General features: G+C 54.1%; 12 protein-coding genes. 2 read left to right on the forward strand and 10 right to left on the reverse strand.

From position 1 onward, the window contains the following. Positions 1-106 precede the first annotated feature (106 nt). The 4 genes from U0026_RS00195 to U0026_RS00210 form a co-directional block, all read right to left on the reverse strand. On the reverse strand, positions 107-1,489 hold the full coding sequence (locus U0026_RS00195) for a carbohydrate porin (protein WP_062776730.1): 1,383 nt from the start codon (positions 1,487-1,489) through the stop codon (positions 107-109). A 162-nt stretch (positions 1,490-1,651) separates the two neighbouring features. After that, the gene (locus U0026_RS00200) at positions 1,652-1,951 is read right to left on the reverse strand and encodes a PTS lactose/cellobiose transporter subunit IIA (RefSeq protein WP_153741826.1); all 300 of its coding nucleotides are present in this window, start codon (positions 1,949-1,951) and stop codon (positions 1,652-1,654) included. A gap of 84 nt (positions 1,952-2,035) precedes the next feature. Continuing rightward, on the reverse strand, positions 2,036-3,358 hold the full coding sequence (locus U0026_RS00205; RefSeq protein WP_062776734.1) for a PTS sugar transporter subunit IIC: 1,323 nt from the start codon (positions 3,356-3,358) through the stop codon (positions 2,036-2,038). 13 nt (positions 3,359-3,371) lie between these two features. Continuing rightward, positions 3,372-3,686 (reverse strand): PTS sugar transporter subunit IIB, encoded by a 315-nt coding sequence (locus tag U0026_RS00210; RefSeq protein ID WP_062776735.1) that lies wholly within the window; start codon positions 3,684-3,686, stop codon positions 3,372-3,374. Positions 3,687-3,972: 286 nt separating this feature from the next. On the opposite strand from U0026_RS00210, the gene U0026_RS00215 reads away from it, so the two are divergent. Next, positions 3,973-4,920, forward strand: a complete 948-nt coding sequence (locus U0026_RS00215) for a LacI family DNA-binding transcriptional regulator (protein ID WP_062776737.1) — start codon at positions 3,973-3,975, stop codon at positions 4,918-4,920. Positions 4,921-5,070: 150 nt separating this feature from the next. Here U0026_RS00215 and U0026_RS00220 read toward each other — a convergent pair whose 3' ends face one another. Then, positions 5,071-5,361 (reverse strand): YicS family protein, encoded by a 291-nt coding sequence (locus U0026_RS00220; protein ID WP_062776739.1) that lies wholly within the window; start codon positions 5,359-5,361, stop codon positions 5,071-5,073. Between the two features lie 210 nt (positions 5,362-5,571). On the opposite strand from U0026_RS00220, the gene U0026_RS00225 reads away from it, so the two are divergent. Next, a complete protein-coding gene (locus U0026_RS00225; protein ID WP_062776741.1) occupies positions 5,572-6,462 on the forward strand; it encodes an Rpn family recombination-promoting nuclease/putative transposase in 891 nt (296 codons plus the stop codon). Positions 6,463-6,504: 42 nt separating this feature from the next. Here the strand turns inward: U0026_RS00225 and U0026_RS00230 are convergent, their stop codons facing one another. From U0026_RS00230 to U0026_RS00250, 5 genes are all read right to left on the reverse strand, one after another. Further along, on the reverse strand, positions 6,505-7,407 hold the full coding sequence (locus tag U0026_RS00230) for an EamA family transporter (protein WP_062776742.1): 903 nt from the start codon (positions 7,405-7,407) through the stop codon (positions 6,505-6,507). A gap of 91 nt (positions 7,408-7,498) precedes the next feature. Further along, entirely contained in the window at positions 7,499-8,950 is a 1,452-nt protein-coding gene (murP, locus tag U0026_RS00235) for a PTS N-acetylmuramic acid transporter subunit IIBC (RefSeq protein ID WP_062776744.1), read from the reverse strand. 22 nt (positions 8,951-8,972) lie between these two features. Then, entirely contained in the window at positions 8,973-9,872 is a 900-nt protein-coding gene (gene murQ, locus U0026_RS00240; protein WP_062776746.1) for an N-acetylmuramic acid 6-phosphate etherase, read from the reverse strand. A gap of 165 nt (positions 9,873-10,037) precedes the next feature. Further along, positions 10,038-11,201: a multidrug effflux MFS transporter gene (locus tag U0026_RS00245; protein WP_062776747.1), complete on the reverse strand. Its 1,164-nt coding sequence runs from the start codon at positions 11,199-11,201 to the stop codon at positions 10,038-10,040. A gap of 437 nt (positions 11,202-11,638) precedes the next feature. Next, the gene (locus U0026_RS00250; protein WP_062779199.1) at positions 11,639-13,003 is read right to left on the reverse strand and encodes an efflux transporter outer membrane subunit; all 1,365 of its coding nucleotides are present in this window, start codon (positions 13,001-13,003) and stop codon (positions 11,639-11,641) included. Positions 13,004-13,006 lie beyond the last annotated feature (3 nt).

The raw sequence follows: 13,006 nt of genomic DNA on the forward strand, positions 1-13,006 counted from the left end.
GAAAACCCCGACGGCGCTGCGCTTGGCCGGGCTACAGGGGTTGTAATATTTGTAGCCCGGACGAGGTGCGACAGTGCCGACTCCGGGGAGTCAACGCATGGTCTACTTAGAACCAGGCCTCAAACATCCCGCCTACGTTCAGCGAATCCAACTGCTGGTCTTCGGTACCGTTGACCTTCGCCGTGCGCTTGTTGTCGACCTGACCGCCGGTCACGTAGAAGCGCAGCATCGGACGGAATTCTGGCCCCATACCGATAGCAATGTTCTGCGACAGCGTCAGCTTCCAACCGTTATTGTCACCGCCCTGATCGTAATCAACACGCTGGTAACCCGCTTCAAGCCAGGTGGAGTGCACGTCGTTCCAGAAGTACATTGGGCGCACGATCACACCGTAGTTTTTACGGTTGTCGGTTTTATCTTTGCTGTTATCGTAGTCATGGAAGGCCAACAGGTATTCAATTTGCGCTTGCTGGGTAAATTTATGCAGACCTTCGAAGCTGGCGTAGATAGCGGTCAAATCGTCAGTCTTGTTGTAGACGCTGTTATCTGAGTTATCCGAGTAGCGCAGAATCACTTTGTTGATGCCGCTGTCGTTGGTATGGCTCAGCAACAGACCGCCCTGCCAGGCATCAAGCTGCTTGTCGTTGTCCACGGCTTTCGAATCGAAACCGTAGTTGGCATACACCTCAACGTCGATTGGGCCAGCTTTGATATTGTGCGTTTTGGTGGTCAGCGCATAGTGACCGTCATCGCCGGTGCCGGAGCTGCCGGTACAGGTGATGCGTGATGGGTTGGCTTCGTCGGCCATGACTTCCGGGCTACAGGAATCAACCTGCGATACCCCAGCCACGTCAAACTGCACGCCGCCAATATCAAAGTTTTTCACCCCTGCGCCCTGGCCATCGTGGTTCATCCAGAAGTAGTCGTTGATACCCTGTTGCGGACGTTGGTGGAAGTCACGACCCGCCCAGATATACGCGTTAGGGTTGGACTCCAGCACGTTGGTCACGCCAACGTAGGCTTTTTTCAGGTTAACTTCGTCGCTCCAGTGATCAAACATCACGTTGATATCCCAGATAGCGCCTTTGCTGCTTTTAAACGCTTTGGTTATCTGGAATTCGCCGCCGTTGCCTTCGTTACCCAGGCGGCCGATAGCCGACGCACCGTTATAAGATCCGTCAACGCCGACATATTTCTGATCGCCGGTCTGGAATTGCGCACCGTAGCGGGCGTAACCGCTAAATTTCAAACCGAATGGAATCGCCATATCCGGCGACTGTGCAGCCGTTTGCGGGTTGGTCACGACGTCTACTTTCTTATCGGCAGCCGCGTCCATCTTGGCCTGGCGGTCCGCCAGCGCTTTATCGACAGCCTTAGCCACAATGGCGTCGATTTGTTCCTGAGTAAAATCTTGTGCCATTACTGAGGAAATTGGGCAAAGCGCGGCGATAACCGCCATAGCTAAAGGAAGTTTTTTTACAGTTTTCATGGTTATCTCAAATTAATTAATTATATTTTCAGACAATAACCATCCCGTTCCAGTGGAAAGACAGCGCGGCCACTAAAACAAGCTGATTCTATTTTTAATTTTGTAGGATACAGTTAAATAATTAGCGTATTTAATATCTCCATAGCCAGATAAAGTTAAATATTAACGTTGATACAGATGAATAATCTCTTCTGATAATTCACGGGCGAGCAATGAATTCATCAAATGATCCTGTGCGTGCACCATACTCAAGGTCATTGGCTGGCGAGTCCCCGCATCCTGTTCAATCAGTCTGGTCTGCATATGGTGCGCCTGACGAGCGTAACCGTCGGCTTCGCGCAGCAGATTTCTGGCTTCTTCCATCTCGCCCTGACGTGCGGCGTGCAATGCTTCGAAGCACAATGACCTGGATTGACCCGCATTAATGATAATTTCCATTACCGTGTCTTCTAACCCAACCATAATAAGGCCCCCTGACTGGTTAAAGTCATTATTTATGAAGGTCGGAAAATAATGTATTACTGCTTAATATTAAAATCGTCTGACTTAACTGATTGTTTCTGCCAGAGGTGCTGCTGCTTTTAATTTCTGTTCTTCCGTTTTCATTAATGAGCGCTCATAGGCGCGGAGGAACGGTAAATACATGGCGGCAGAAATAAACATACAGATAATGCACATAATGACCGGACTTAATGCCCAGTTTGCCGCCCAAGATGCACCAATTGGCGCGGGTGTTGTCCACGGCGTCAGTGAAACGACCTGTGCCAGCCAGCCCAGACGGGTTGCGCCATAAGCGATGATGGCGTTGATCATCGGAATACAGACAAAGGGAATAAACATCATCGGGTTCATAATAATCGGCGCACCGAACAGAATCGGTTCATTGATATTAAAGAAACTCGGCACGACGCCCATTTTACCGATAGTCCGCAGATGCGCGACGCGGCTACGCAGCAGCAAGAAGGCCAGTGGCAAGGTGCATCCTACGCCGCCAATCAGCAGATAGTGATCCCAGAATCCTTGCAGGTAAACGTGCGGTAATGCAGCCCCCGCCGCCAGCGCGGCCTGGTTGGCGGAGAGGTTTGCCATCCAGAATGGATTCATAATCCCGGTCACAATCAGCGAGCCGTGGATCCCGGCAAACCAGAAAATCTGACACATCAGCACGGACAATAAAATGGCGGGCAGGGAGTCAGAGGCTGAAACCAGCGGTGCCAGCACATGCATAATCGCCTGCGGCAGAATCATCCCCGTTTGTGCTTCAATAAACAGGTTCAGCGGGTGCAGCGTACCCATGACCACCACAACCGGGATCAGAATTTCAAATGAACGTGCCACACCGGTCGGCACTTCTTTTGGCAGGCGGATGGTGACGTTGTGTTGCTTGAGCCACGCATAAACGCGGGTGGAGTAGATGGCGGTAATCAGCGCGGTAAAAATACCCTGCCCGGAAAGATACTGGGTGGAAATCTTACCGTCAGCATACGGAGCGGCTACCAGCAGGAAAGCCATAAACGCCAGCAGGCCGGACATCACCGGGTCGAGATTAAACTGACGCCCCAGGCTTGCACCAATACCTACCGAGATGAAAAAGGTCATCACGCCCATACTGAGGTTAAACGGCAGCATCAGCTGTTCGCGATACTGCGTTGAGAAATCGAGCCAGCCGCGCGCAAAGCCGTTGGTGGTATCCGGCGAGAACGGCGGGAAAATAAACACCAGCATAAACGAGCCGATGATCATAAACGGCAGTGCGGCGGTAAAACCGTCGCGGATCGCAATCACGTATTTTTGTTGCCCCAAACGACCGGCCAACGGGGTGATCGATTGTTCAATCACGGCAACCATAGACTGATAGAGAGAACTCATTGGGATACCCTATTTAGTTCGTCGCACTAATCAGCGACAGAGCATAATCCAGGACTTTGTCACCCCGTTGCATCCCGTAGTCCATGGTATCAATCGCCTGGACGGGAATATTCTGGGTGGCGGCTTTGTCGGACAAACTTTTTAACATGTACTTCACCTGCGGCCCCAGCAACACCACCTGATACTGTGGGTACTGGGTGTCAAACTCGGACACACCGTAGGCGTCAATCTTTACCGGTAAATCCCGTTCTTTCGCGGCTTCCACCATCTTTCTAACCAACATACTGGTCGACATTCCGGCAGAGCAGCACAGCATAATCTTGTACATCGACGACCCTCGTTTAAATGTAAAAAGTTGTTGCGAGCTTGATTTGATATGAAACTGAAACCGGTTTCTATTCATAAAAATTAGATCTGTGATACTCATCAATTTCTCCCGCTTATCGGTCTGATTATTTCGTCCTGGCTCACAGAATTTATGTCGATTGAGATAAAACGGATATCAAATGGATAATCGGTTTCCATGAAAAAATGGAAACGGATATACTGCACAGAGCTATAATTTGAGTCGTGGCTGTAGAGAGGATCTACAGAAGGCCTGTCTGGGGAAAAAGATGTCGACAATCAACGATGTTTCACGTTTGGCCGGGGTATCAAAGGCCACAGTTTCACGTGTGTTGAGCGGTTCAAGAGGGGTGAAAGAGGCCAGTCGATTGGCGGTATTGCGGGCCGTTGATGAACTGAATTACCGTCCCAATGTGATAGCCCAATCGCTGCTGAGTCAATCGACTGGCTGCATTGGTGTTATCTGCGCGATGGACAACATTAATCAAACTACCGGCTACCTTTTTGCGCTGGAAAAACAGTTTAGTCAGCATCAAAAACACCTGTTGCTGCGCTTTGCCAACACGCGAACGGCGGTGATGTCAGCGCTGGATGAACTTTCCAGCGGGCTGTGTGATGACGTGCTGATTATCGGGGCACGCTTCGCGCTGGAGATTGATGACGAAAACGTGGTGCTGATCGACTGTCCTGAGGCGGACACGGCCAACAGTATCCAGTTTGACCACCTTTTTGCGGCGGAAACGGCCTGTAACTATCTTGCCAGTCAGGGGCGCCGTCAGATTGCGTTGATTCAGCCGATGGGCAGCGGTTTTACCGATGATGTGCTGCTGGGCTATAAACACGGGCTGGAGAAAAATTTCCTGCCGTTTAATCGTAATCTGGTGTTTATGCACAGTATTTCGTCCACCGTTGCGCTGCAAGAATTGCTGAACAATGGCAGTACAGTGAATTTCAACGCGCTACTCGTGGCCGATGAACAAGAGGCGCAGAAAGTGATTCCGCAGCTTCAGGCGTTCAACAAGCGGGTACCGGAAGATGTTATGGTCTTTAGCCTTGCGGGGACAGTGCATTTGCCGGGTGTGCCAACGATACCGGCGATTGAGTATTCAATGGATGCCATTGCTGCACGGATAGTGCACTGGCTGGAAGAGAAAACGCAGATGCCGGGCAATACCGCGTTTCGCGGTGATTTGATTCTCCCCGATAGCCGTCGGTAAATCTTCGCTTGGGCTGTAGGCTGGATAAGCTGCGCGCCATCTGGCATTGTGCGTGGTTATGCTTGATGGCGCGCAGCTTATCAGGCCTACAGCCGTATATTAAACGGTAGCCCGGGCGAGGTGTTCACACCGACAACGGGGCAGCACCCGCTATTTTGTCGGGCACTGAATGTTTTTAATCGCCTTCTGATAACCCGCTTTATCATTCTTATCCAGGGCTCGCGTGGCGCTCTGCACCGCCGTTTTATTCTCCGCTGACTCCAGCAACTTATTGGCAAAAACCGCATCGCTAAGGCCGCTACTCGCCGGGCAATTCAGCTTCACATCTTTCACCACCTGTTGTTTTTGCTGCTCAAACTTCAGTCCTTCCAGCGGCGCAGCCATTGTCACAGTGGGCAGCATCAGGCAGGCAACAAAGGCCGCAGTATGAATCTTTTTCATTGGGGATATCCTTATAGTTAATGCGTTGGGTTAACTATAAGCCGCAATCGCTCCCGCGTCATTTTGCGTAACGGTTTCCATGAAAATGAATCTGTTGCAAAGGTTCGCCGAAATCTTTCGTGGCGGTGCGTAAAGCGGAACGTTGTGGGCTGTCGTTTGTTTTATGGATGCGTACAGTGCGGTTATCTGCTTCCAGGGTGACGGACCGCCATGACAACACACGCTACCTCAACGCCGCATGATGCGGTCTTTAAACAATTTTTATGCCATCCGGACACGGCAAGAGATTTCCTCTCCATCCATTTACCCGCAAAGCTCCAGGCGCTTTGTAATTTGCAAACGCTGAAACTGGAGTCTGGCAGTTTTATCGAAACCGACCTGCGCGCCCGGTATTCTGATGTGCTGTGGTCACTAAAGACGGCACAAGGGGACGGCTATATCTATGTGGTCATTGAACATCAAAGTTCGCCAGATGCACATATGGCGTTCCGGCTGATGCGCTATGCTCTCGCCGCCATGCAGCGCCATCTGGATGCTGGGCATGAAAGCCTACCGCTGGTGATCCCGATGCTGTTTTATCACGGGATGCAAAGCCCATATCCCTTTTCGCTGTGCTGGCTGGATGAATTTGCCGACCCTATCAACGCGCGAAAACTATTCACTGCGGCCTTTCCGCTGGTGGACATCACGGTGGTGCCGGACGATGAGATAATGCAGCACCGACGAGTGGCGCTACTGGAGTTGGTGCAAAAGCATATTCGTCAGCGCGATCTGCTGGGGCTAGTGGGGCACATCGCCACGCTGTTGGTTAGCGGATGCGCTAATGACAGTCAGATAAAAGCGCTGTTTAATTATTTGCTGCGGTCTGGGGATGCGGTTCGTTTTCACAGATTTTTGCAGGCGGCAGTAGAACGTTTACCGGAACACAAGGAGAGGATGATGACCATTGCGGACAGATTGCGGGAGGAAGGTATGCAGCAAGGAAAGCGCGAAGAAGCGCTACGCATAGCCCGTACGATGTTTGAAAACGGTATCGACAGCACCATGGTGAAGTTGATTACGGGGCTTTCAGAAGACGAACTGGCTTCAATGAACCCTTGAGTCTCAGCCCGATACCTGAAGGTTATCGGGCAAAACCTTGCTCTACGCCGTTTTCGTGCGACGCCGTGAGTCCAGCGAAATGAGTATCACCGAAGACAGGATCAGCAGCGTCCCCAGCCAGTCTGGCAGGGTGAAGCTAATTCCCAGCAGTAGCAGCGATAAAAACGCGCTGCTCAGCGGTTCTGCGCAGCTTAGAATGCTGGCTTTTGGCCCGCCGATCATCTGCGCTCCTTTCAGGTACAGGCTAAAGGTGAGGGATGTGCCAATCACCACCAGATAGAAAAAGGCCAGCAGCAGATTGCCGGTGATGACCACCTGCGCGCCATCTCCGGCGTAGAACGGAAGCAGCATTGCGCCACCCAGCAGCATACTCCAGCCGACGATAGGCAGTGTGCCATAGCGAGCAATAAGCGTAGATGGATAGGTAGTGTAGAAGGCTGCGGCAAAGGCCGAGGCGATGCCCCAAAATAGCGCGGCAGCGGAAATAGACAGCGAGGTCGGATCGCCATGGGTCACCAGCAAGAAGGTACCAATCAGCGAGGTGCCGATGGCGGCACAGACGAAAATCCCCGGTCGTGCCTTACGCACGATGGCAAACCAGGCCACGATAATGGTCGGTGAGAGAAATTGCAGAACCGTCGCGGTCGCCGCGTTCGATTTTTCTATCGCCATCAGGAAGGTGAGCTGTACCGTCATGGCACCGACGAGGGAGAACAGCAGCAGGCTGGCTATATCTTGACGGTTTTTCAGAATGCGGAAAATGCCGTCGCCGTGTAGAAATGAAAAGGTCAGCAGGATAAAGCCACCGGAGAGCAGGCGGATCATCGTCAGAAACGGTGACTGCATCTGGCTGTTTTCCATAATGTACTGCGCGCAAACGCCTGAACTTCCCCACAATATGGCGGCAATCAGTACGTTCAGCATCCCTTTTCTGGTGGTGCCCATTTTTCCTCTACCCTGTCATATGATTTTTTTCTGACGGGCATCATAGCATGGCGAGAGTTTTGCCCCCAGCGGTGCGCCGGGGGCAAAAGGGTTAGCTGAGATCGACGTTTTTACTGCCGAAAAGCCAGGTCAGCAGGAAGCCGAAGAAGTAAGCCACGGCCAGTCCCACCGCGTATACCGCCATCCCGGCGTAGATACCGCTGCCGGAGGTCATCAGCGGAATAGCCACCAGCCCCGATGGGCCGAAGACCGTATTCAGACCTACCGGCAGGCCCATCCAGGCCACCAGACCGATAAAGAACCCGCCGCAGGCTCCGCCAAGACAGGCGGTCACGAAAGGCTTCATGCGCGGTAAGGTGACGCCGTAAATTAGCGGTTCGCCAACGCCCAACAGGCCGGGGATGATAGCCCCTTTAATCTGCGTACGCAGCAGTGAACCCTGCTTTGCGCGGTAGTAAAGCGCCAGCGCCGCGCCCACTTGCCCGGCCCCGGCCATTGCCAGAATGGTGAACAGTGAGTTAAAACCCTGCGCTTCCATCAGCGCGAAATACACCGGTACAAAACCCTGATGCACGCCGAACATCACCGCCAGCAGGAACAGCCCGGCCAGCACCGCAGAACCAAACGGGTTGCCGTTAAGATGCAGGAACAACCAGGACATACCGGTAAACAGGTAGCCGCCAAGCGGCATAATCACCACGAAAGTGACCGCGCCCATGATAAGTAACGTGACCGCCGAGGTGAGGATCATATCGAGGTTGGCCGGCATTATCCGCCGTACCTGTTTCTCAACCCATGCGCCCAGAATGGCGGCAATCAGCACCCCGATAATATTCCCGCGTGGATCGATCGTATGGCCGAAGAAATCGGAGATCCCGGAGTAGAAGCCGACCGCCGCTTTCGGGTCGTAGCCCAAAATAAACAACGCAGCGATAATCGCCCCGTTGACGCCGGATCCGCCAAAGGCTTTCTGGGTGTTATAACCAATTAGAATGCTCAGGAAGGTAAACATGCCCTTACTGAACACTTTCATATAGTTGATGATATCAACCAGCGTGGCGTTCGGATGGGCGTTCTCCAGTACGAACAGCTGTTCGGCCAGCGTTGCAAAACCCAGCAACAGACCCACGGCGATAAAACCGGGGATAAGCGGCGTAAAGATCGTCGCAAATTTCGCGAGAAACTTCTGCAACCTACCGGTCTGCTTGCCTTTCAGCTCCTGTTTTTTTGCCTGAGCGATATCGGCCAGCGACGCGTTAGATACAGTCTCTTCCTGCGTCATCGGCGCTTCTTCCAGCAGCAGATTCATGATCTCTGAAGCGGTTTGGGCTTTGCCAGGGCCGAGGATTATCTGGAACTGCTCGTTGCTGACCACCACGCCCATTACGCCTTCTACCTGACGGATGGCGGTGACGTCGGCATGTTCCTCATTACGCAGCGTCAGGCGCAGGCGTGTCATACAGTTGCCTGCCTGCACCACGTTTGGCGCCCCGCCAACCAGAGCAAGGAGGCGCGCTATCATCTCTTTATTTATTTTTGCCATTCCACTCTACCTGTGTAGGGAATTATTTTTGTAATGCCTGGCGGATAAAGCCGTTATTGTCCGCCAGCAGCGTTTTGGCTTCGGTGGCGCTCAGATTGGCCAGCACCATCACAATGGCGGTTTTGCAGTGGCTACCGCAGGCATTCAATGCGCTTTGAGCAGTCTCGCGGTCGCATTCGGTGGCTTCCATGACGATAGAAATCTGACGTTCGATAAGCTTGGCATTGGTGGCTTCCACGTCGACCATCAGATTGCTGTAGACCTTGCCGCTGCGAATCATTGCCCCGGTAGTAATCATGTTTAGCACCAGTTTTTGCGCAGTTCCTGCCTTCAGGCGAGTAGAACCGGTCACCACTTCCGGGCCAACGACCGGGGTGATAGTGATATCGGCACGTGCTGCCATTTCACCGTGCGGGTTACAGCTGACAATGGCGACCAGCGCATTTTGCTGGTGGGCATATTCCATCGCGCCGAGAACATATGGAGTTCGACCGCTGGCGGCGATCCCGACCAGCACATCATGCGCGTTAAAATTGAGCGCCTGTAAATCTGCCGCGCCTTGTGCGGCATTATCTTCGACGTTTTCGACCGCTTTCAGAATCGCGGTATGGCCACCGGCAATCAGCCCAACTACCTGCTCTGGACGGGTGCCGAAGGTCGGTGGACATTCGCTGGCGTCGAGGATGCCCAAACGACCTGAGGTACCCGCCCCGATGTAAATAAGACGCCCACCCTGACGAAAAGCGGCGGCTACCCGGTCTACTAACTGAGCAATTTGCGGAATGTATGGCGTGATCGCGTGGGCCACCAACTGATCTTCTTTGTTAATGACCGTCAGCATCTCTTCGGTTGTGAGGGTGTCAATATTGGCGCTATTAGCGTTGCGTCGTTCAGTCAGCAGTTTGCTCAGATCGATACTCATCAAAAAAAACCTCATCATTCACAGTGGCGGGCAGTATAAGGAATTAATTATTCCATTCATGTGAAGGTTATCACGATTGGTGTTGAAGGGGTAATAAGAGATTTGTAGGCAGGGCGGGGAAAGCGACGGTAACAAAGGTGGAATATTTTATTACCGCAGCCTGTTTTACTGCACCGAATGAGACCTCATAAGACCAAAAAGCAGGGCGATAGCGTAGGAAATGGCCATGGCAATACTCATTTTGAGCATCGTTTCACCGCCGAATCCGGCCAGCGGTGCGGCAATACCGCCGCAGACAAACATCAGCGTGCCCATCAACGCCGAAGCGGTGCCCGACTGTGCGCTACTGACCGCACTCATCGCCTCGGCCCCGGATACGGTGCTGATACCGCTCATAAACGATACGGTAAAGAACAGACCTACCAGCGCCAGCATCGGTAAATGAAGCCAGGTGAGAAGGACGGTGATTGCCGCACACAGCACCGCCAGCAGCAGGCCCCGTCGCAGCAGCGTTTCTGCGGCGACACGACGTGCCAGTTTCGAGAAGATTAGCGCGGCGATAATCAGCCCAATCCCGTTGAGACCAAACAGCAGGCTAAACTGCATGGCGCTCATGCCGTATTCGCTTTGAATCACGAAGGAGGATGAGCCGATGTACGAGAACAGCCCGGCCATCATAAAGGCCTGAATCAGACAGTAGCGCATAAAGCGGCGGTTCTTCAGCACCGGCGTTTCCTTTGGCTGTGGTGCAGTGCTAGCGGTTTTAGCTGGGAGCGTTTCGTGTAGCACGCTTAAGCTCAGGATCAGTAAAATTACGCCGATTCCGGCCATCGCCCAGAACAGAACCCGCCAGTCGAATGCGGTGATGATGTAGCCGCCGAGCACCGGCGACAACACCGGCGCGATGCCGTTAACGGTCATCAGCAGGGCGAAAAATTGCGTTAACAGCGTGCCCTGATAGCGGTCGCGAGCAATGGAGCGTGACAGCACCGAACCGCCCGCGCCCGCAAAGCCTTGCAGGAATCGCCAGCCGATGAGCATATGGATATCGTGAGTAATGGCGCACATCGCAGAGGTGAAGATAAACAGCAGCAGTGAAAGCGCCAGCGGTTTTCTACGACCAATGCGGTCGCTAAGTGGGCCAAAGAAGAGCTGACCGAGGCCAAGGCCCAGCAGCGCGGCGGTGAGCGAAAGCTGAGTCTGCGTGCCGGTGGCGTTGAGCTGCTCTGTTATCTCCGGCAGTGCGGGCAGGTAAAAATCGGTACACAGTGGACCAATGGCGCAAAGCAGGCCCAGCACCACAACCCAGGATGGGGAAATACGCGGCATGAAAACTCCTGTTAATGATTGATTGTTAATGGGGAGCGGTGCGCGTTGTACCCTCACCCCGGCCCTCTCCCTGGAAGGGAGAGGGAGAAAACCAGCGCCGCAACTCACCGACGACACCAAACGGTCCCCTCGCCCCAGAAGGGAGAGGGAGAAAACCAGCGCCGCAACTCACCGACGACACCAAACGGTCCCCTCGCCCCAGAAGGGAGAGGGAGAAAACCAGCGCCGCAACTCACCGACGACACCAAACGGTCCCCTCGCCCCGGAAGAGAGAGGGGGAAAACCAGCGCCGCAACTCACCGACGACACCGAGCGATCCCCTCGCGCCGGAAGGGCGAGGGGGAAAACCAGCGCCGCAACTCACCGACGACACCGAGCGGTCCCCTCGCCCCTTTGGGGAGAGGGTTAGGGTGAGGGGGAACCCCCGCGCTAATGCCTCAACTAACCCCACCACCCAGAGACTGCCAAAGCGTAATGCGGTTAGCCAAATCCGTCTCCTGCAACGCAATCAACGTCTGCTGTGCTGACCATAACGTGCGCTGTGCCGTCAGTGCGGTCAGGTAATCCCCAACCCCTGCCTGATAGCGCTTCATCGCCACATCCAGCGTCTGCTGCTCTGCTGCCACGTACTGCCGCTGCGCATCCATCTGCTCGCTCAAGGTCTGGCGACGCGCCAGCGAATCCGCCACGTCTTTAAACGCGCTCTGAATGGTCTTCTCGTAGGTCGCAATCAGCCCTTTTTTCTCGGCCTCCGCATAGCGCAACTGCGCCAGATTGCTGCCGCCGGTGAACAGCGGCAGGGAAATTGACGGTGCAAAAGACCAGACGCTCATACCGTGGCTAAACAGTGAAGACAGCGTATCGCTGCCCACTCCGGCGCTGGCGGTGAGGGAAATGGTGGGGAAGAAGTTCGCCCGCGCCGCACCAATATTGGCGTTGGCGCTCAGAAGGTTATGTTCCGCTTCCTGAATATCCGGGCGCGCCAGCAGCACCGACGAAGAGATGCCTGCCGGGACCAGTGAGATAGTATTGGCTGTCAGGCTCTCCAACGTGCCGGGCAGTAAGGCATCCGGTACGGTGTCGCCCGCCAGCAGATTAAGGGCGTTCTTATCCTGCATCACCAGCGTTTGATAATTGGCAACGCTGGCGCGTGCCTGCTGGTAAACGCTCATTGCTTCACTAACGTCGGTGGCTGCCGCCGTACCCACCTGCTGCTGGCGTTTGACGATTTTCAGCGAGTCGGCGGCGCTCGCCATAGTTTGCTGTGCCAGCGCCAGGTTGCTGTTATCCGCCGCCAGCGTCACCCAGGCGCTGGTCAGCTCGGCAATCATCGTTAGACGGGTATTTTGTACGGTGAATTCGCTGGCAAGCCAGGTTTCACGAGCTGCGCGGGAGAGGCTTTGGTTACGGCCAAACAGATCCAGCTCAAAACTGGAGACCGCACCGTCGGCCTGCGCCGTGGTGCTGATTCCACTGGTTGTGGTGCGGCTACGGGTATTGCTCAACTCGGCGTTCACCGTCGGCATTAACGAGGCGCGGGTTTCGCCATATTGCGCGCGGGCGGCATCGATATCGGCAATCGCCTTTTGCACGTCGCGGTTGCTGTTAAGTGCCTGGCTGACCAACTTTTGCAGACGTATATCGTTCACCACCTGCTGCCAGTTACCGACCACCGTGGTGGCTTCGCCGTGGCTGCCAGGCAGGCTTGCCGGGATAGGGGCTTCCGGGCGCGTGTAGTTGGGGTCCATTGACACGCAGCCCACGCTGAGGAGAGCAATGAATAAAACGGATAAACGAAACATAAC

It is taken from the genome of Kluyvera intermedia (assembly GCF_034424175.1).
GTDB lineage: Bacteria > Pseudomonadota > Gammaproteobacteria > Enterobacterales > Enterobacteriaceae > Kluyvera > Kluyvera intermedia.

Bases quoted from the DNA above. Each gene is read 5' to 3' on its own strand.
- murQ (WP_062776746.1), bottom strand. From the start codon at position 9,872: ATGAGTATCGATCTGAGCAAACTGCTGACTGAACGACGCAACGCTAAT.
- U0026_RS00205 (WP_062776734.1), bottom strand. From the start codon at position 3,358: ATGAGTTCTCTCTATCAGTCTATGGTTGCCGTGATTGAACAATCGATC.
- murP (WP_062776744.1), bottom strand. From the start codon at position 8,950: ATGGCAAAAATAAATAAAGAGATGATAGCGCGCCTCCTTGCTCTGGTT.
- U0026_RS00210 (WP_062776735.1), bottom strand. From the start codon at position 3,686: ATGTACAAGATTATGCTGTGCTGCTCTGCCGGAATGTCGACCAGTATG.
- U0026_RS00225 (WP_062776741.1), top strand. From the start codon at position 5,572: ATGACAACACACGCTACCTCAACGCCGCATGATGCGGTCTTTAAACAA.
- U0026_RS00220 (WP_062776739.1), bottom strand. From the start codon at position 5,361: ATGAAAAAGATTCATACTGCGGCCTTTGTTGCCTGCCTGATGCTGCCC.
- U0026_RS00230 (WP_062776742.1), bottom strand. From the start codon at position 7,407: ATGGGCACCACCAGAAAAGGGATGCTGAACGTACTGATTGCCGCCATA.
- U0026_RS00215 (WP_062776737.1), top strand. From the start codon at position 3,973: ATGTCGACAATCAACGATGTTTCACGTTTGGCCGGGGTATCAAAGGCC.
- U0026_RS00245 (WP_062776747.1), bottom strand. From the start codon at position 11,201: ATGCCGCGTATTTCCCCATCCTGGGTTGTGGTGCTGGGCCTGCTTTGC.
- U0026_RS00250 (WP_062779199.1), bottom strand. From the start codon at position 13,003: ATGTTTCGTTTATCCGTTTTATTCATTGCTCTCCTCAGCGTGGGCTGC.
- U0026_RS00200 (WP_153741826.1), bottom strand. From the start codon at position 1,951: ATGGTTGGGTTAGAAGACACGGTAATGGAAATTATCATTAATGCGGGT.
- U0026_RS00195 (WP_062776730.1), bottom strand. From the start codon at position 1,489: ATGAAAACTGTAAAAAAACTTCCTTTAGCTATGGCGGTTATCGCCGCG.